Here is an 18,749-nt window from a genome sequence, read left to right as displayed (position 1 = left end):
AAATGCGGCGTGTCAGGTCGATCGGATTCGCAGGTTTTACGACGACGTTGTCGCCGATCGCGGGACAAGCCACGCTCCTACAGATAATTGCGTTCAAGCCGGGACATCAATTCGTATACTCAGGCCCCACCCCGATGCCCCACAGCACGACGGTAAAGGCCATGATCGCCACCAGCACCACCAGGCCCACCGCCAGCACGGAGCTTGAGAACATGAACCCTTCGTCGGGGTGGATGTTCATGAACACGGGCAGGCCGACGTACAGCAGGTAAACCGTGTAGCAGACCGCCGCGACGCCGACCATCATGCCCAGCCACATGTGCGGATAAAGCGCCGCCAGGCCGCCGATGAACAGCGGTGTCGCGGTGTACGTGGCGAACGCCACACATCGCGCCAAACTTGGGCTTGCGTCGTACGTGCGTGCCATCCAGTGGATGAAACCACCCATGACCGCCACCCCGGCAAGCATGGCGATATAGGACATGATCGTCATCCAGATCGCGCTTTCGCTGGTCAGCATCACCGGCGCGCGGTTGCCGATGACCCAACCCACCTGGGTGGTGCCGATGTAAGCGGACACCGCAGGTATCGCCGCGAGGACCAACGTGTGGGTGAGGTACATGTGGCCAATGCTTTCTTCTTCGCCACGTATCTGTTGCCATTCCTGATCGGGGTGCGTGAACAGCCCCCAAACGTGATGGATCATGCCCGTTACTCCTGATGATGTTCCGTCGCACCTGAGCGGCCACATGCCACCCGGGCAAGGCCACAATCTCTACAGGGAAACCGGCTGCGACCTTACTGGGAGTATAGAAAGCTGGACGCCACGGAAACCGTGGGTTTTAGAGTAATTGGGACTATCCGCAGGCTGTTAATAGCGGATGATGATCAGCAGAAGAATATGGGCGGATGAATGGTATGTGATGTTGCGACTGAGCCTGTGGCAGCTGCTTGAGGTTACGACAATGGCGAACGCGGTGTGTCAGTCATATCGCTTTCGCCACCGTCGTAACCTCCGGCAGCTCCCACAGGGTTGAGTGGCACCCACACAAGCATTACCAGCCGCCCCGTTTATGCGTAAAATGCCGACCTTTTCCAGAGTCACAGCGAGCGGATATCAGCGCCATGGGCACCCTTTCAGTCAATCAGAACAAACTGCAGAAGCGTCTGCGTCGGCTAGCAGGCGAAGCGGTGGCCGATTTCAACATGATTGAAGAGGGTGACAAGGTCATGGTCTGCCTGTCCGGCGGCAAGGACAGCTACACCATGCTTGATGTGCTGATCCACCTGCAAAAGGTCGCGCCGATCAAGTTCGACATCGTGGCCGTGAACATGGACCAGAAACAGCCGGGCTTTCCCGAGCATGTGCTGCCGGCGTACCTGAAGGAACTGGGTGTCGAGTATCACATCGTCGAGAAAGATACCTATTCGGTGGTCAAGGAGCTGATTCCGGAAGGCAAGACCACCTGCTCCCTGTGTTCACGCCTGCGTCGTGGCACGCTCTATACCTTCGCCGACGAGATCGGTGCGACCAAGATGGCCCTCGGTCACCACCGTGACGACATCGTCGAGACGTTCTTCCTGAACATGTTCTTCAACGGCACGATCAAGGCCATGCCGCCCAAGCTACGCGCCGACGACGGCCGCAATGTGGTGATTCGTCCGCTGGCCTACTGCGCCGAGAAGGACATTCAGGCGTATTCAGACATGAAGCAGTTCCCGATCATCCCGTGCAACCTGTGCGGCTCGCAGGAAAACCTGCAGCGGCAGGTGGTCAAGGACATGCTTCAGGAATGGGACCGCAAGACCCCGGGCCGTTCCGAAATGATCTTCCGCAGCCTGCAGAACGTCGTCCCGTCGCAGCTCGCGGACCGCAACCTGTTCGACTTCGCCAGCCTGAAGATCGACGAGACAGCGGCGTCGCGGTTTGTGAATGTGGTGAATCTCTAAAGCGTTCCCTTGTAGGAGCTGCCGGGGTGGCGCTCCACCTTGTCCCGCGATCGGCGGGGAACCCGCCGTGAAACCTGTGTACTCGGTAGGTCTGACACACCGAGGTGTCTGGTTTTACGACGACTGCGTCGCCGATCGCAGGACAAGGTGGAGCGCCACCCCGGCAGATCCTACAAGGGAGTTGCGTGCACCTCGGTACAGGTGTTGGTGCTTACAACCCCACATCCGGCAACACCGGCTTGTTCGCCAGTGCGGTCTTCATCAGTTTCTCGACGTATTCCCGGTCGCTGCCCGGCAGTGCCAGGCGCGGTGGGCGGGTGAGGGCACTGCCGCGTTCCATGATCGCTTCGCACAGCTTGATGCACTGCACCAGGTCCGGGCGCGCATCGAGGTGCAGCAGCGGCATGAACCACTCATAGAGTGCCATCGCCTCAGCGAAGCGGCCTGCCTTGGCCAGACGGAACAGGGTTTCACCCTCTTTCGGGAAGGCGTTGGACATGCCCGACACCCAACCCACCGCGCCCACGGCCACGCTTTCCACCAGCACGTCGTCGAGCCCGGCGAACAATACGAAACGATCACCCACCTCGTTGCGCACGTCGATGAAGCGGTTGGTGTTACCCGACGAATCCTTGAAGCAGACGATGTTGTCGCAGTCGGCCAGGGAAATCAGGATGTCCGGCGTGACGTCGTTCTTATAGATGGGCGGGTTGTTGTAGACCATCATCGGCAGGTCGGTGGCCGCTGCTACGGTGCGGAAGTGCGCCGCGGTCTCGAAAGGTTTGGACGAATAGACCAGCGCCGGCATCAGCATGATCCCGTCGGCGCCTGCTTTCTGAACGTCTTTGGCGACGGCGCTGGCGTTGGCGCTGGTGAATTCGGCGATCCCGGAAATCACCGGCACGCGCCCGGCCGAGGCGTCTTTCGCCACCTCCACCAGACTGATCTTTTCGGCCACGCTCAACGAGGTGTTCTCACCGACGGTGCCACAGATCACCAGACCCGATACGCCGTCGCGCACTAGATTGGAGATGACCTTATGCGTTGCCTCCAGGTTAAGGGAGAAATCGTCGTTGAATTGGGTGGTGACTGCGGGGAAAACACCGCTCCAGGATACGGACTGGCTCATGAGTGACTCCTTCTTGGGATTAAGGTATTTCGTATACGTTTTGATTTGGGCGTATCAGGCCCGGTTTGAAAATCTGTTTCTGTAAGCCTCAAATTCCTCAGCGACATCTACCTGCTTCTGGGCGCAGCCCGTGGGAGCCGGCTTGCTGGCGAAGGCAGGGTGTCAGTCGACGCCAATACGACCGGTCAAATGCATTCGCCAGCAAGCCGGCTCCCACGACCTTCGGCCCGAATCACCTCGTGTTCAAAGCTTCAACCCAACCGGCCAGGTGTCCGTCAGCTTGTACCCCTCCGGCCACGGGTCGCTTGGGTCGAGCATGTGCTGGTGCGTCCCGGTGATCCACGCGCGGCCAGACAGGCTTGGCACAATCGCCTTGCGTCCGGCGACCTCGGTCTCGCTCTGAATCTTGCAGTGGAACTCCGAGCCGATGATCGAACGCCCGATAAACCGGTCGCCCACCTTCAACTTGCCCTTGGCGTGCAGCACCGCCAGACGGGCCGAGCAGCCTGTGCCGCAGGGCGAGCGGTCGATCTTGCCGGGACGAATGACCACGGCGTTGGCCGCGTTCGCCACGCCGCCGTCGTGGTTGACGGGCGCGGCGATCTGGCAGAACGAAATGTGGTTCCAGTCCTTGTTCGTCGGGTGGTTGAAACCCAGTTGCTCGTTAGCCGCCTGGGTGATCTTGAGGCCGGTGTCCACCAGGTCCTTCGCTTCATCAGCGGTCAGCGAGAAGCCCAGTTTTACCGAGTCGACGATGGCGAAACTGTCGCCGCCGTAGGCCGTGTCGACCTGAATCGAACCCAACCCCGGCACCTCGATCCACACGTCCAGTCGGTCGGCGAAGGAAGGGTGGTTGTGCACTTCGACGCTCTGCACCTTGCCGTCACGGCACTGGGCGATGGCTTCGATCAGGCCGCCCGGCGCTTCGAGGATCAGGCGGGTTTCCGGCTCGGTCATCGGCAGAATACCGCTGTCCAGCAGCACGGTGGCCACGCACAGGGAGTTGGAGCCGGACATGGGCGGCACATCCGCAGGTTCCATGATGATCCAGCCCATCTGCGCTTTCGGGTGCTTCGGCGGCACCAGCAGGTTGACGTGGCGGAACACGCCACCCCGCGGCTCATTGAGCATGAAGTTGCGCAGCACGTTGTCCTTCTCGATCCAGCGCGACTGCTCCCAGATCGTATCGCCCGGCGGCGGCGCGACACCGCCGACGATCACATCGCCGACTTCACCCTCGGCGTGACAACTGACCACGTGAATCACTTTCGATGAGCGCATGACTTACATTCCTCCTGCCAAACACGACATTGCTGACGGAACCTCTACCCCCGTGGGAGCCGGCTTGCTGGCGAATGCAGTGCGTCAGCAACCTCAACAGTGACTGACACACCGCATTCGTCCGAATTGGGGCCCATACCCACGTAACCTCGGACGGCTCCTACAGAACCCGGGCTGACTCACGAACCTATGTTCAGACCGCAGACCTGTGGGAGCCGGCTTGCTGGCGAATACGGTCTGACATTCAACGCCGTGGTGTCGGACCTGACGCATTCGCCAGCAAGCCGGCTCCCACCGTTTCGATTGCCATGCCCCGGCCTGCGGTTGTAGGAATCGATTCAGTTGATCGACCGCAAGAAATCTGCCGTCTCCGGCCGCTGCGGGTTGCCGATGACCTGATCCGGCGTGCCGATCTCATGCACCAGACCGTTGCGGAAAAACGCCACGCGGTCCGACACATCTCGGGCGAAACGTATCTCGTGGGTCACCAGAATCATGGTCATGCCGTCTTCGGCGAGCATGCGCATGGTGTCCAGCACTTCGCCCACCAGTTGCGGGTCCAGCGCCGAGGTCGCTTCGTCGAACAGCATGTAATCCGGCGACATCGCCAACGCCCGCGCAATCGCCATGCGCTGTTGCTGGCCCCCCGACAGCTTGCCCGGAAACACCTTGAGCTTGTCGCCGAGGCCCACGTGGGTCAGTTGCTTGACCGCCAGCGCCTCGGCTTCGGCCTTGCTCTTACCCAGTACGGTGCGCGGCGCGAGCATCACGTTTTCCAGCACCGTCAGGTGTGGAAAGGCGTTCCACTGCTGAAAGACGATGCCAATGCGCTGCCTCAGCTTGTTGATGTCCGTGCTTTTGGCGTGCACTTCCGTGCCATCGACGCGGATGCTGCCGCTCTTGATCGACTCCAGACCGTTGATGCACATCAGCAGCGTGGACTTGCCCGAGCCCGAGCCGCCGATGATCGACACCACTTCGCCTTTCTGCACATGCAGGCTCACGCCCTTGATCACTTCAAGCTCGCCAAATGATTTGTGTACGTTGTCGATCTCAATCATTTTCCTGCCACCTCGTTTCCAGGCGCGCACCCAGGCGGGCGATCACCAGACTCATGACGTAGTAAATGAGGCCTGCGATGCACAGCACCAGCAGCGGTTCTTGAATGCGCGTGACGATGGTCTGCGAGGCGCGCAGCAGTTCGACGATGCCGATCCACATCACCAGCGCGGTGTCCTTCATCACCGAGAGCAACAGGTTGACCCAGCCCGGAAACGCGACACGGGTCGCCATCGGCATGACGATCTGACGCAGATCCTGCCAGTAGGTCAGGCCCAGCGAACGGCTGGCGCGGCGCAAACTGAGCGGCACCGACAACACGCCGCTGCGAACGATTTCCGTGCAGTACGCGGTGACGTACAGGCCCAGCACCACGCAGGCCACGGCGAAGGCGCTCCAGTTCAGGCCGACGATGCTTTTCAGCGCGTTGAACAACACGAACTGGATCAGCAACGGCACGCTGCGAAACACGTCCAGCAACCACGCCAGCGGGACGGTGCTGCGCGGTAATAATGCCCGCGCCATCCCGCAGACCACGCCGGCCAGCGTGCCAATGATCATCGAGATGATCGTCAGCAGGATCGTGACCCACGCGCCTTGCAGCATGAATTGCAGGTCGTTCCAGCTGAAACTGCTATTGAACATGGTCAGTTCCTCGATCCTTAGTACCGGAACAGCCGCCAGGACAGCAGCCGCGCGACGGCCACGATCAGCTTGGCGATCAGGTAATAGAGCACGGCCGCAATGGCGAAGAATTCGAAGGTCCGGAACGTCTTGACGTTATAGTCCTGGGTCACGCCAGTGAGGTCGTTGTTGAGGCCGACGATTACGCCCATCGAGGTCATCAGCACGGCCCAGACCATCTGGTTGGTCAGCGGATAGAACACGATGCGGAGCAACTGCGGGATCACGATCAGCCGATAGGCCTGGGGGGCGCTCATGCCCAGAGAACGCGCCGCGCGCAGTTGGGTGTCGGGCACGGCCTTGAGCCCGCCGCGAAAGTTTTCCGCCAGGTAGCCCGCGTTGTTGATGGTGATGCCCGCGAGCAGTGCGGCCCATGAGCTGACATGCAACCCGAACGAGCCCAGGCCGAAGTACAGGATGTACACCTGAAACAACGATGGCGTGTTACGGGCGATGGAAATCCAGGTGGCGGCAAAACCGCGAAACAGCCGGTTTTTGCCTTGACGCATGAACACCAGAAACAGCGCGATGATGACCCCGAGAATCATCGACAGGGCCGCGGTTTCGAAGGTGACCATGGCGCCGTCGAGCATGTCCGGCAAGGCTTTGAAGGCCGCTCTCCAGTGGAAGTTGTACTCAAACATGCGTCATCGCCTCCACGCGTGCGGCGGCCTGCAGCCAGATCGGCAGGCGTGTGCTGGCAAGACCGGTGCAGGCGCTTTCGACGCATTCGGCAAGGCTTGCGAAGTGCACTCGACGGCCGACCAGACCGGGGGCGTAGTGCGCGTACTTGCCGGAGTTGGTCATCAGGTTGCGCGCGGTTGGCGGAATCACCGGCTCGCCCAGCATGCACCAGCAGGTGTCGGTGACGAACTGCACGCCGAAGTCTTCCAGCGTGGCCACGTAACCGGCCTGCTGCGCCCGTTCCAGCGTGGCGCGGCCGCAGGTCACGACGATGGCCACGCTGTCGTGCTTGCGCAGACCGTGGCACAGGCGGGCGAGGGTGGCGCATTCACTGTACGAAAAATGCGGATTACCCAGTGTGACGGCATCGACCTCCGGGCTCTCGGCGCTGTTCAGTTCGCGCCAACTGCTCAGCAAATCGACCGTGCTGACGTTCAGCGTTCGGGCGGGCGCCTGTCCGCCCATGGCCAGTGCAGCCGTGGTGGCTTCCGGCGTGACACCGGCAATGTGAAACATTGGCGCGGCGGAGGTGGTCGCGAACGCCGCGCCAAAGGCTTTCAGGTCATCGAACGTGGGCGCCTTGTGTTCCAGTCCGCAGACCACAGGAATGTCAGCACCGCAGAGCATGCCCACGTGATAGCCCAGCAGCGGGTAGAAGCTGTCATCCAGCGTGTCCAGCTCGGGGAGGTCGATGCGCAACGTCGCCAACCGTTGCTCGGTCAGGTGGCAGCCGATGTTCGGCGCACGCCCGGTCAGGGCGATGCAGATGTCCAGGTAGTCGGGGTATTTCAGCGTGCGCGCGCCAATCACGCTGTTGGCGTAGACCACGGCGTTGGATTCGGCCCAGACGATCTGTTCGCCCAGCTCCGGCGCCGTGTCGAGCAGGTAAGGCGCGCAGGTGAAACTGACGCGTGCGCCCATGTCCAGGTAGGCATCGCCCAGCCGACTGGCGGGTTCGCCCAGCGCCGGGTCGACACCCAGTTCGCGCCAGCGGCGTTTGTCCACCGAGATGGAATTGAGGGTGGTGGGCACACGCACCTTGGCGTCCCAGTCGACCAGTTGCCTTGCAAAGCGAAGGCTGGCGGGACCGGTATAAATGCAACCATCGATGTGCGCCTGGGTGATGTCCAGCAGTTCGGTCGCGCCTTGCAGTTCGGCCATGCGCAGGATGATGCCCATCGCCACTTGTGCCGCCTTGCCGTAGGCGCCGTCGAGAAAGCCCTGATCCATTTCGGTCAGAACGATCGGCGTGCTGACGTGATGGGGCGCGCGTGGGGGGCGGGCAGCCAGCGCAGGAGGGGGACTGTCGAAGCCGGTGAGACACGCGTCCTCGACCCGGACGAACTTCACCTCGCGCAGCGCGGCAAAGCCTGCTTCACCGAGGCAGATGACCGGCATCGAATGCCCGAACATCTGTTCGGCGATCAGCACGCCCAAGGTGAGGATGTCTTCGACCCGTTCGAACACCAGTGCCGCGGGGGCATGGCCATTGAGGATCAGTTCCAGCAACACGCTGCTGCCGGTGCACGAACCGCGTCCGCTCGGAATCGCCAGCACGCGGCCGTTGATGAACCGGCCGCTGAGCGGGTGGTGGCGGTCGATGACCTCACCGGTAAACGGCTCGACCCCGCCCCAGAAGCTCAAGGCCACGTCGGCATACAGCAACTCGCCCTGAGCGCTGCCGGGGACCAGACAACGGCCGTTTAACGAAACGTCAGACATCGTGGGCTCCATGTGTGAGAACCATGGGTTGGGTGGTCATGCCAATCTCCGCTGTGTTGATCGTTCCCACGCTCTGCGTGGTAACGGCGTTCCGACGTTCCGCGTCGATCCTTTCTGACGCAGAGCGTCAGGCTCTCCGTTCCCACGCAGAGCGTGGGAACGATCAAGCTCCCGCCACTCAGCGCAACCCGAACCTCAGTAATAAACCCCCGGCACCGTCAGGTTCGCTGGCTTGATCTCGTCACCCACCCACTTTTTCCACAGTTCTTCATAACGGCCGGTACGCACTTGCTGATTGACGAACAGGTTCAGGTAATGGATCAGGCCGTATTCGTTACGTTTGGCGGCCAGCGACACGTAGTCGATGACGTAAGGCGCGTTGCCCGCGACTTTCAGGCCCTTGTACTTGCCGGACTTGAGGGTAGCAGCGGCCACGGTGTTGGTGACCACGGTTGCGTCAATGTGGCCCTGGGCGACGGCGAGGATGGTGTCGTTCTGGGTCTGGTAAGCGCGGAAGCTGCCGCTGCCCCAGGCTTTCTGGTCTTTCTCCAGCGCAATGGCTTCATAGGTGCCGCTGGTGTTGCCCACGTTCTTGCCTTTGAGGTCCTCGTACTTTGTGATGCCGGTATTATCGCGGGTCAGCACCACCATCTGAAAGGCAAAGTAGGGAATGGTCATGCCCACGGTCTTCGCCCGTTCCAGCGTGTCGGAGGTGGACGCGACAATCACGTCGGCGCGCCCGGACACCAGCGCAGGGATACGGTCGGGGAAGGGGGTTTCGACCACTTCGGCCGTAACGCCCAGCACCTTCGCCAGGTCGTTGCAGTAATCGACGTCAAATCCGACCGGGTTGTTCTTCTCGTCGCGCGAACCCATCGGCGGGAAATCCAGGGTCACGGCACAACGCAGCTTGCCGGAGTCGATGATGTCATCGAGCTTGTCGGCGAAGGCGGCGTTGATAAAGGAGGAGCTCATTACAGCGAGGAGGGCTACGGCAACAGCATGCTTTTTCATAGAAGCCTCGGTGGATGCAAGTAATGGAACGGCCGGATAAGTAATTTCGTATACGATATTTTATATGCACGGCGCGTGCCCGTTTTGCCACTATCGGCTACAGCGCCTTGGTTCGGTGGCTCGCTGAATAGGCCCGGGATGTAAGGGAGGACGAAGGTGTTACATAAAGGAGCAAAAACGGGCGCGATGCTTCATTGATGCACGTTCAGCCCGTGCAACGGCTGCTTGAAGCTCAACGTTGTGATTCGCGGTATTCACTCGGCGACACGCCGGTCAATGCCTTGAACTGTCGGCTGAACGCACTGTGGTCAGTGTAGCCGCAGCGTAGGGCGATTTCGGTGATTGACAGGTCTTCACGCAACAGGCGCGAGGCCTCGCCCAGCCGCGCCTTGTGAATCATCTGCCGTGGCGTGAGCTGGAAGATGCGTTTGCAATGACGCTCCAGTTGCGCAATCGAAAGCCCGGCGATGGCGGTCAGTTCTTCGAGCGTGATGGGCCGTGCGAAGTGCTCGCGTATGTAGGCATCGACCTCGACCAGTTTCTGATAGGCCGGGTGCGATTGCAGGATTTGCAGGTCCCGCGAAATGCCGGCCAGGCCGATGATTGCCCCTTGATCATCACGCAAGGCGATCTTGTGGGTCAGGCACCAGATGGGCTGGTTACCGTAATAAAGGTGCAGTTCGAGCTGATCGCTGAGTTGCCGGCCATCGGCAAGCACCCGTCGATCCTGCGCGGTGTACAACGGCCCGAAACGCGCCGGAAAGACCTCTTCAGCCGTGCGCCCGACGATCTGGGCCTTCTTCTTGAAGCCACAGCGCTGCACCAGCGTCTGATTGACCAGCACGTAACGCGCCTGTGCGTCCTTGACGAAAAACACCACCCCGGGAATGGCGTCGAACAATGGCGCGACCCGTTCCAGACTGGTCAACAGCTGATCGAGGTCGTGCAGGGGCGAGGAGGGCAGCAGATCAATCATGTTCACAGCGGCGGCCAGAGTGAAGGACGAGGTGGATGATGCGGCATGTGTTCCGATATTGGGAGCGCCAGATAACGCCTTCGCCAGCAAGCCGGCTACAGAGGATGATGCAGCCGAAAGTCTGGATCAGTACTGCAACTGTGGGAGCTGCCGGAGGTTACGACGGTGGCGAATGCGGCGGGTCATTCCATGCTGTGCTGCCTGACCTGTCGCCTTCGCCAGCAAGCCGGCTCCTACAGATAATGCAGCCGAAAATCTGGATCAGCACTGCAACTGTGGGAGCTGCCGGAGGTTACGAGGGTGTGGGCCGCACTTCGGACGAATACGGCGGGGCATTCCATGCTGTGCTGCCTGACCTGCCGCCTTCGCCAGCAAGCCGGCTCCTACAGATAATGCAGCCGAAAATCTGGATCAGCACTGCAACTGTGGGAGCTGCCGGAGGTTACGACGGTGGCGAATGCGGTTCACAAAGGTTATATAGCCCGGCCTGCGTCATCCAGGCACGCCAGTGTCGCGATGCGCGCCGGGCTGAAAGGCGGGCGCAGGTGGGGAGGTTCCCAACCGAACAGAGTTTGCGCGGCGGTCGCGCAGATACGGCCCTGGCACGCGCCCATGCCGCAGCGGGTGTTGAGCTTGGCGGCGTTCCAGGTGCTGTGGTCGGCGAGTTCGGCGTAGGACACGTCTTCACAACGGCACACCAGCGTGTCGGCTTTTGCCAGTTTTTTCAGCGCAGGATCAAGGACAAATGCCTGATTCAACCGGTCGGCGAAGCGCTGCCAACGCTGGCGCTCCGGCCACAGCGCCCGCGCTTCATCCTGCTTGCCGACAGCGACCAGCCCGGCGATCTTGCCTTCGACCTGCGCCAGTTCGCTGCCGCCAAAGCCGGTGCATTCTCCGGCCGCATAATGATCGGCCACGCGGCTGGCTTGCCACGCGTCGACCACGATCGCGCGATCATGCACCTCGTAACCCAGCGCGCTCCCCATCTCGGTGTTTGGCACCAGGCTGAAGCCACAGGCGAGCCGGTCGCAGGCGATTTCTTCGACCTGCGAGCCTGTCTGTACGCGGACCGCTTCCAGCCGATCCGAGCCCAGCGCCTCAATGACATGCGCGGAGAGTCGATAGGCACCGCTGGCCAACGTCACGGCCTGCAGGGCTTTGTTCGGCCATCGCCACAACCCCATCGCAAAGCCGCCGACCGCACCGAGTCCCGCTTGCTCGGCGATGCGCACGACCTCCGCGCCGTTCTTCTTTGCCGTGGCCGCTGCAGCCAGCAACAAGGGCCCGCTCCCCGCGATCACAACGCGTTCACCCGACACCGGCAAGCCGCCCTTGATCAGCGCCTGCAGTCCGCCGGCGCCGGTGACGCCGGGTAAGGTCCAGCCGGGGAAGGGCAGCAGCAGCTCGCGTGCGCCCGTACACAGAATCAGCCTGTCGTACGCCAGTACCCAGCCGCGCTCGGCGTCTTCCAGCAGCAGCCGTTTGGGACCGGCGAGCGCCACCACTTTAGTGCCGCCGTGCACATGAATATTGCTGTACCGCTGCAACTGTGCGCGCACCTCGGTCGCCACGCCAGGCAGTTGCGCATTCGGACCGTCGCGCCAGATCTGTCCGCCGGGCAGCGGGTTGTCGTCGAGCAGGACGATGCTGATGCCGCTCGGTGCCGCCGCCAGAGCCGCCGCCATGCCGGCAGGGCCTGCGCCGATGATCAACAGGTCGACAGGTCGGGTCATGGCCGCGTCTCCACGTGCATGCCGTCGCGGCAAAGGGTCTGGCAGGCAAGGCGGCGCAGGCCGTCGATGGTCACCCGGCATTCCTGGCAGATGCCCATGCCACACAACGGCGCTCGGCGTTGTCCGCTGACCGACGTACGGCTGCAATGGTCACCACTCGCCATCAAGGCCGCCGCAACGGTGGTGCCTTGGGCGACGCAAAGGGGATGACCGTCGATGCTCAACTCAAGCATGGGCATGGGCTCCGATAAAACGCTGAGGCAGGAACGCGGCCAGGTCGAGCGGCGGGGGCGTGCGCAGCAGTTGCGCGGCCAACAGCTTCGCGGTGCCGGTGGCGGTGGTGACACCCAGACCTTCATGCCCCACGGCCAGCCATAAGCCCGGCTGCTCGGGGTGCTCGCCAATCAGCGGCTGACCGTCAGGACTCGCCGAACGAAAACCGGTCCAGCTACGAATGCCGTTCATCTGGCCGAGATCAGGCAGAAAATCCATCGCCCGACGCAACATGCGACCTAGCATCGCGGCGTCGATGGCCGGGTCTTCGTTGTCGAACTGCCTGGACGAGCCGATGAACAATTGACCGGTCGGCCGTTGTTGCACGTTGAACGCCACGGAAGGGCCGTTGCCCTTGTGCGCGCTGGTGACATAACCGAGTTCCACCAGCGTGTGGGTGATCTGGATCGGGTAGCGGTCGGTGATCAGCAGATGACCTTTCTTGGCTTGCAGCGGCAAATCCGGGCACAAGTCGCGGGCATGAATGCCATTGGCAAGCACCACGGCACCGGCCTGCAACCACTGACCACCAGCCAGCTTCACCCGATTTCCCTGAACCTCCACCACCTCGGCGTGCTGCTGATGCATGCGCTCGGGTTGACGCTGCAACAGCCAGCGTGCGGCATTGGGTGCATACAGAATTCCGTCTCCGGGGACGCTCAACGCGCCGAACAGGCCGGGACGCAGCGAAGGCTCGGCCTCCGCCAGTGCGGCGCCTGACATCAATTCGCACGCCAGACCGAATTCACTCAACGCCGCCTGTTTGCGCTCGGCCTCGGCCATTTCCTCTTCGTTGCAGGCCAGCCACAGTGTGCCGTTGTTGCGCATGGCGCAGTTCTCGGGCATCTGTGGGGCCAGTTCGCGCCACAGGCGCACCGAGTATTCGCCCAGTGCCAATTCGGCCGGACTGTGGTCCAACACCACCAGATGACCCATGCCGGCCGCGGTGGCTGCCGGTCGCTGGCAATCGAGCACGCACACCTGCAGGCCCTGGCTGGCCAGTTCATCGGCGCAGGCTGCGCCAATGATGCCGCCGCCGATGATGATCACGTCGGCAGCGTTGCCTTGAACGCCTGAACGCTGGATCAAGGACGAATGCCCCAGGCGAACGGGTCTTCCTCGTCCAGCAACAACGTCGCTTCGGCGCTGATGTACGCGCGACCGCGGATGGTCGGCACGATGCGGTCACCCATCTGGCGTTCGCCGTGCTGCCACTGGAAACTGCCTTCGAACTGGCTGCCGATCACGCTGGCTTGCCGCCAGATTGCGCCAGGTTCCAGTTTGCCGTCTGCCGCCAGACACGCCAGTTTGGCGCTGGTGCCGGTGCCGCACGGCGAGCGGTCGTAGGCTTTGCCGGGGCACAGGACGAAGTTGCGGCTGTCTGCTGTCTCGTCGTTGGCGAACAGTTCGATATGGTCGATCAGGCCGCCGTCTTCGCCACGAATGCCCTGGTTGTCCAGGGCCTGACGAACCTTCCAGGTGTAATCGGTGAGGGCGTCGAGGTTGGCGCCGGTGATGCTCAGGCCGTGATCGGCAATCAGAAAGAACCAGTTGCCGCCCCAGGCGATGTCGCCGGTGACGTTACCGATCCCTGGGACATCAACGATGAAATTCTTGCGATAGCGATAGGACGGCACGTTGTTGACGCTGACCGAGCGGTCCTCGTGCAGGGTGGCTTGCACCGTGCCGACCGGGGTTTCGATGCGATGAACACCGGGGCCGATCTTGCCCAGATGCGCCAGCGACACGACCAGCCCGATGGTGCCGTGGCCGCACATGCCCAGGTAACCGGCGTTGTTGAAAAAGATCACCCCTGCACAGGCTTCCGGGTCTACCGGCTTGCACAGCAGTGCGCCGACCAGTACGTCACTGCCGCGCGGTTCGAGCACCGTGGCCGCACGCCAGTCATCGAATTCATCCGCCAGCACCTGGCGACGTTCCGCCATGCTGCCGTTGCCAAGATCAGGAAAACCGTCGAGCACCAGACGCGTGGGTTCGCCGCCGGTGTGGGAATCGAGGATCTGGATGCGCTTCATGGTTCACCCCAAAGTGGTAGAAATTGACTGTCTCGCGGGGCAAACGCAGAACCCTGTAGGAGTGAGCTTGCTCGCGAATGCGCTGGATCAGGAACATCAATGTTGAATGACACACCGCATTCGTCAGCAAGCTGACTCCCACAGGTTATGGATTGCCGGTCGAGTCCCGGAGAGTGCTGAGGACTGACATCCAGATTGGCGCCAAAGCGCGGCAGGGTCTTGACGAATTTCGCCGCTGAAAATGACGAAATCGGCACAGTCGCTGGCGACTCAGATTTCGCTGAGCACCGCGTTGGGAAGGTGCGCGTAGAGCGCGCGGCAGACGCCGATGATGTGGTGTTCGATCAGTTCGGCGGCTTTGTCCACGTCACGATCGGCACAGGCCTTGAGGATTTCACGATGTTCTTTGTCCGCCCGTTCCTTGCCTTCGTCAAAGCTCATTTGCACACGCAGGTAGCGTTCGACCTTGTCATGGATCGAGCGAATCATGTTCAGCAGAAACGGCCGCTGCGCCGCTTCGTACAGGCAAGTATGAAACGCCCAGTTCAGCTCTGCCCAGCGCCCGATGTCGTCATCACCGACGAATTCATCGCAGATGGCCGTGGCCTGATCGATCTGTGCCTGGGTCATCCTCGGTACGGCCAGTCGTATGGCCTGAACCTCCAGCAAGACACGCACTTCGAAGATCTGCGCCAGTTCCGGCTCGGAGATTCGTGTGACCACCGCCCCTTTGTTGCGCTGAAACTGCACCAGCCCTTCGGCCTCGAGGCGCTTCAATGCTTCACGCACAGGAATCTTGCTGACGTTAAACACGCGGGCAATATCGTCTTGGCGAATGGGCTCATCTTCGGCGAACTGGCCGGAAATGATCGACTCGCGCAGGTGCTTCGAAATGACTTCGGAGGCGGAAGGCACGACACCAAGGTTAGGGGCGTCAGGAAGAAGAAAGGGCACGCGAACGACTCAGGCAAGGGGACGAATGGCGGATATTGTATACGACCTTCGATTCGTTACATCCGATGTCGCCACTGCCTGACGAAAAAAAGATCAGTGGTTGACCGTGTACGACAGCATCATCGAAATCTGGCACAGCGGGCGGCCGCTTTCGGCGTGCCACTGGTTGAACGCGGCTTGCACGGCGGCCTGGTCGCGCTGGCTGCTGGGCACTTTATCGACGATGTTCTGCGCGTTGAGGGCTGCCACCACGTCATAGCTGGGGATAAACGTGGCCGACCATGCGCAAGAAGCGCGGGGCCGAGAGGCCACCCATCTGATTGCCGTGCTTGAACAGGTAGCGCCACAGCCCGACGATGTCGGTCACGGGCCACTCGGCGATGAAATTGCCAAAGCTGCCGTGTTCCTGGGCGATGTCGAGGATCAACTGCGCGTTGCGCGGCACGCTCTTGAGTTTGCCCAAGTGGCGAATGATCCGCGCATCCTGCATCAGGCGCTCCAGGTGATCGGCGCCCATGAGCACGACCTTTTCCGGGTCGAAGCCAAAGAACACCTGCTCGAAAGCCGGCCACTTGGCGTCCACCAAACTGTGTTTCAATCCGGCCCGAAACACCCGCAGGGCCATGGTCGACAGATAGCGATCATCGCTCAGGGCCTTGAGCTGTTTTGACGTGGCGGGAGTTGGCAGATGCGCCTCGAGGGCGGCGGCGGAACCAAAGCGATTCAAGCAGTATTCATTGAGCCATTTGTAGTCTTGCATGCCCTCTCCAAAAAAATGACGTGATGATTGGCGAAAGGTTAACCGACGGTCCCTGACGGAACAGTACCGTTGTAGGAGCGTGGCTTGTCCCGCGATTGCGGTGTGTCAGGCGATAAATGGGCGGCTGATCCACCGCAATCGCGGGACAAGCCACGCTCCTACAGTATTGGAGTCGGTCTCACGCTCCTTCACCCGCCACCCGACGGTTGTATTGAAACCGCCAGCGCACGTACAGCAACGCGCTGGTGAACACCGCCAGGCTTGCCAGCATTTCCAGTACGCCGAACCACGCGCGGCTTGGGTCGTAAGCGGCCAGCGCACCCTTGATGAAGTACAGGTTCACCACGAAACACGTCCACGAATGCCCGCGCGCGCTGCCGGTGACCATGCCCGGTAAGAGCAGCAACAGCGGCACCAGTTCAATCGAAAGGATGACCCAGGGGCGCGCGCCGTGCAGGTCGGCGAATGCGAGGTAATACACGGCGAGCAACGCGATCAGCCCGAAAAAGCACAACAAGGCAGCGACCCGGCTCCAGCGGACACGAGGTTCCAGCCATTCCAGCGCGGGCAACACCTTGGGCTTTTTAGCCACGCGACGGCTCCAGCAGCAACGCAGTCTTCGCCAGACGCTGACCCAGCGCGCGGCACAGCGTGGTTTCGTGCTGATCCAGCGGACGTTTGCCGTCGGCGCCTGCGTGATGACTGGCGCCATACGGCGTGCCGCCGCCGCTGGTTTCGATCAGGGCCGCTTCGCTGTACGGCAGGCCGGTGACCAGCATGCCGTGGTGCAACAACGGCAGCAGCATCGACATCAGCGTGGTTTCCTGACCCCCGTGCAGGCTGGCCGTGGAGGTGAACACACTGGCGGGTTTACCGACCAGCGCACCGGTCAGCCACAGGTTGCTGGTGCCGTCGAGAAAATACTTGAGCGGCGCGGCCATGTTGCCGAACCGGGTGGGACTGCCCAGCGCCAGGCCGGAGCAGTGCTTCAAATCGTCCAGCGTGGCGTACAACGCGCCCGTTTCCGGAATGCTCGGCGCCACCGCTTCGCACTCGGTGGAGATGGCTGGCACCGTGCGCAAGCGCGCTTCCATGCCGCCCATCTCGACGCCACGGGCAATCTGGCGGGCCATTTCACCGGTCGAACCGTTACGGCTGTAAAACAGAACCAGAATGTACGGCGTGCTCACGGCAGGATCTCCAGGATCTTCTCGGGTGGACGGCCGATCACGGCTTTTTTGCCTGCGACCAGGATCGGGCGCTCGATCAGTTTCGGATGCGCAGCCATGGCGGCGATCAGGTCATCGTCGCTCAGGCTGGCGTCTGCCAGGTTCAGGGTTTTGTATTCGTCTTCGCCGGTGCGCAGCAGGCCGCGTGCGCGGATGCCCAGCTGGCTCAGCAGGTCACGCAGTTGAGCCGCATTCGGCGGGGTTTCGAGATAACGCACGACAGTTGGCGTCAGCCCACGGGCTTCAAGCAATTCCAGCGCGCCACGTGATTTGGAGCAGCGCGGGTTGTGATAAAGCGTCAGATCGGTCATTTGCAGGTCGCATCTTGCGTGAGGTGGCGGCTATTCTACATAGGTGACGACCCGGACGAACATCAGGTCTGCGTCGCGTCTTTATAAAAGGAACAGGCATCATGGCAAGGCGGTTGGCAGCGGCGGTAGTGCTTATCGGAAGTGTATTGCTCAGCGGGTGTGGCGTGGATCTGGGGACGGATCAGAACGGTCGGAAAGTCGCCAGCGACCGCGTCGACAAGCACTGGCTGGTGGTCAACTACTGGGCCGAATGGTGCGGCCCGTGCCGTACGGAAATCCCGGAACTGAACAAACTGTCCGAGCAGATGAGCGACCAGAAGGTCAGCGTGTTCGGGGTCAATTTCGACAATCTGCAGGGTGAAGACCTGAAAACCGCCAGCAATGCGCTGGGCATCAAGTTCACCGTGCTGGCTCAGGATCCGGCCGATCAATACGACCTGCCCAAGAGCGAAGCCTTGCCGGTGACCTACATCATCGACGACAAGGGCAAGGTGCGTGAACAGTTGATGGGCGAACAGACCGCCGCGGGCGTGGCGCAAAAACTGGCGGAGTTGAGAGGGAAGGGGTGAACACCACCAAACCTCCGTAGCAACTGTCTTCCTCACACCGCATGCACAGGTCTTGCTGCCGGTTCCCGGCAGATCGCGGGACAAGCCACGCTCCTACAAGAGAGTGGTGCGCGGGAAATGGATGCACGAATCAAGAATGCGATGAGCGTTAGCTCCAGCCAGCATTGCTTCTATACGCGATGGCTCAGACAGCACAAATCGCGACTTGGGTGCAGGCCAAACGCAGACGACGCGCAGTGGGTCGAGCGGCAGGGATGCCGCGAGAGCGCCGCCAGGGCATGGATGCCCGTTCGGCGCGGGCCCACGGAGCGTCGTCGGAGTGCGGGTACCCGACGAAGGAGGGCCAAACCAGGAGCTGGGCACTTTTGGTTACTTTTGGTGCCTT

19 protein-coding genes and 1 pseudogene are annotated in these 18,749 nt (G+C 61.6%); 2 read left to right on the top strand and 18 right to left on the bottom strand.

Annotation, left to right across the window (positions count from 1 at the left end):
* Positions 1–106: 106 nt before the first annotated feature.
* Positions 107–706, bottom strand: coding sequence for a Yip1 family protein (locus BMY73_RS24395; RefSeq protein WP_062380003.1), 600 nt, complete (start codon positions 704–706; stop codon positions 107–109).
* Between the two features lie 419 nt (positions 707–1,125).
* On the opposite strand from BMY73_RS24395, the gene ttcA reads away from it, so the two are divergent.
* Entirely contained in the window at positions 1,126–1,950 is an 825-nt protein-coding gene (gene ttcA, locus BMY73_RS24390; RefSeq protein ID WP_062380005.1) for a tRNA 2-thiocytidine(32) synthetase TtcA, read from the top strand.
* Positions 1,951–2,161: 211 nt separating this feature from the next.
* On the opposite strand, the gene BMY73_RS24385 is transcribed toward ttcA, so the two are convergent.
* The 17 genes and pseudogenes from BMY73_RS24385 to arsC all read right to left on the bottom strand — a co-directional run bounded on the left by BMY73_RS24385 (position 2,162) and on the right by arsC (position 17,795).
* Positions 2,162–3,079 (bottom strand): dihydrodipicolinate synthase family protein, encoded by a 918-nt coding sequence (locus BMY73_RS24385; protein ID WP_092410349.1) that lies wholly within the window; start codon positions 3,077–3,079, stop codon positions 2,162–2,164.
* Positions 3,080–3,322: 243 nt separating this feature from the next.
* Complete coding sequence (locus tag BMY73_RS24380; protein WP_092410347.1) at positions 3,323–4,360, bottom strand: trans-3-hydroxy-L-proline dehydratase; 1,038 nt, start codon at positions 4,358–4,360, stop codon at positions 3,323–3,325.
* A 338-nt stretch (positions 4,361–4,698) separates the two neighbouring features.
* Positions 4,699–5,421, bottom strand: coding sequence for an amino acid ABC transporter ATP-binding protein (locus BMY73_RS24375; protein ID WP_062380010.1), 723 nt, complete (start codon positions 5,419–5,421; stop codon positions 4,699–4,701).
* Positions 5,414–6,064: an amino acid ABC transporter permease gene (locus BMY73_RS24370; RefSeq protein WP_092410345.1), complete on the bottom strand. Its 651-nt coding sequence runs from the start codon at positions 6,062–6,064 to the stop codon at positions 5,414–5,416. The genes BMY73_RS24375 and BMY73_RS24370 overlap by 8 nt, the downstream gene beginning before the upstream one ends.
* Positions 6,065–6,081: 17 nt before the next feature.
* Positions 6,082–6,747: an amino acid ABC transporter permease gene (locus BMY73_RS24365; protein ID WP_092410343.1), complete on the bottom strand. Its 666-nt coding sequence runs from the start codon at positions 6,745–6,747 to the stop codon at positions 6,082–6,084.
* Positions 6,740–8,509 (bottom strand): cis-3-hydroxy-L-proline dehydratase, encoded by a 1,770-nt coding sequence (locus BMY73_RS24360; protein ID WP_092410341.1) that lies wholly within the window; start codon positions 8,507–8,509, stop codon positions 6,740–6,742. The genes BMY73_RS24365 and BMY73_RS24360 overlap by 8 nt, the downstream gene beginning before the upstream one ends.
* A 195-nt stretch (positions 8,510–8,704) precedes the next feature.
* Positions 8,705–9,523 (bottom strand): ABC transporter substrate-binding protein, encoded by an 819-nt coding sequence (locus BMY73_RS24355; RefSeq protein WP_062380018.1) that lies wholly within the window; start codon positions 9,521–9,523, stop codon positions 8,705–8,707.
* Between the two features lie 232 nt (positions 9,524–9,755).
* Positions 9,756–10,499 (bottom strand): AraC family transcriptional regulator, encoded by a 744-nt coding sequence (locus tag BMY73_RS24350; protein ID WP_092410377.1) that lies wholly within the window; start codon positions 10,497–10,499, stop codon positions 9,756–9,758.
* Between the two features lie 473 nt (positions 10,500–10,972).
* On the bottom strand, positions 10,973–12,232 hold the full coding sequence (locus BMY73_RS24345; protein WP_092410339.1) for an NAD(P)/FAD-dependent oxidoreductase: 1,260 nt from the start codon (positions 12,230–12,232) through the stop codon (positions 10,973–10,975).
* Positions 12,229–12,465, bottom strand: a complete 237-nt coding sequence (locus tag BMY73_RS24340; RefSeq protein WP_062380022.1) for a (2Fe-2S)-binding protein — start codon at positions 12,463–12,465, stop codon at positions 12,229–12,231. The genes BMY73_RS24345 and BMY73_RS24340 overlap by 4 nt, the downstream gene beginning before the upstream one ends.
* Entirely contained in the window at positions 12,458–13,594 is a 1,137-nt protein-coding gene (locus tag BMY73_RS24335) for an NAD(P)/FAD-dependent oxidoreductase (protein ID WP_305882061.1), read from the bottom strand. Before BMY73_RS24335 ends, BMY73_RS24340 begins: the two co-directional genes overlap by 8 nt.
* Complete coding sequence (locus BMY73_RS24330) at positions 13,591–14,541, bottom strand: 4-hydroxyproline epimerase (protein ID WP_092410337.1); 951 nt, start codon at positions 14,539–14,541, stop codon at positions 13,591–13,593. The genes BMY73_RS24335 and BMY73_RS24330 overlap by 4 nt, the downstream gene beginning before the upstream one ends.
* 270 nt (positions 14,542–14,811) lie before the next feature.
* Positions 14,812–15,495 (bottom strand): GntR family transcriptional regulator, encoded by a 684-nt coding sequence (locus BMY73_RS24325; protein WP_062380026.1) that lies wholly within the window; start codon positions 15,493–15,495, stop codon positions 14,812–14,814.
* A gap of 93 nt (positions 15,496–15,588) precedes the next feature.
* Positions 15,589–16,255: pseudogene (locus BMY73_RS24320) on the bottom strand (DNA-3-methyladenine glycosylase I).
* A 178-nt stretch (positions 16,256–16,433) separates the two neighbouring features.
* On the bottom strand, positions 16,434–16,847 hold the full coding sequence (locus BMY73_RS24315; RefSeq protein ID WP_092410335.1) for a DUF2069 domain-containing protein: 414 nt from the start codon (positions 16,845–16,847) through the stop codon (positions 16,434–16,436).
* Entirely contained in the window at positions 16,840–17,445 is a 606-nt protein-coding gene (gene wrbA, locus BMY73_RS24310; protein WP_062380031.1) for an NAD(P)H:quinone oxidoreductase, read from the bottom strand. The genes BMY73_RS24315 and wrbA overlap by 8 nt, the downstream gene beginning before the upstream one ends.
* Positions 17,442–17,795 (bottom strand): arsenate reductase (glutaredoxin), encoded by a 354-nt coding sequence (gene arsC, locus BMY73_RS24305; RefSeq protein WP_092410333.1) that lies wholly within the window; start codon positions 17,793–17,795, stop codon positions 17,442–17,444. The genes wrbA and arsC overlap by 4 nt, the downstream gene beginning before the upstream one ends.
* Before the next feature lie 101 nt (positions 17,796–17,896).
* Here arsC and BMY73_RS24300 point away from each other — a divergent pair, with 101 nt between their 5' ends.
* Positions 17,897–18,364: a TlpA family protein disulfide reductase gene (locus BMY73_RS24300; RefSeq protein WP_092410331.1), complete on the top strand. Its 468-nt coding sequence runs from the start codon at positions 17,897–17,899 to the stop codon at positions 18,362–18,364.
* Positions 18,365–18,749 lie beyond the last annotated feature (385 nt).

Origin of the sequence: Pseudomonas sp. NFACC02, from assembly GCF_900110765.1 — a bacterium.
Taxonomy (GTDB): Bacteria; Pseudomonadota; Gammaproteobacteria; order Pseudomonadales; family Pseudomonadaceae; genus Aquipseudomonas.
Note: the sequence above shows the minus strand (reverse complement) of the source record. Positions and strands in the feature narration are given on the sequence as shown.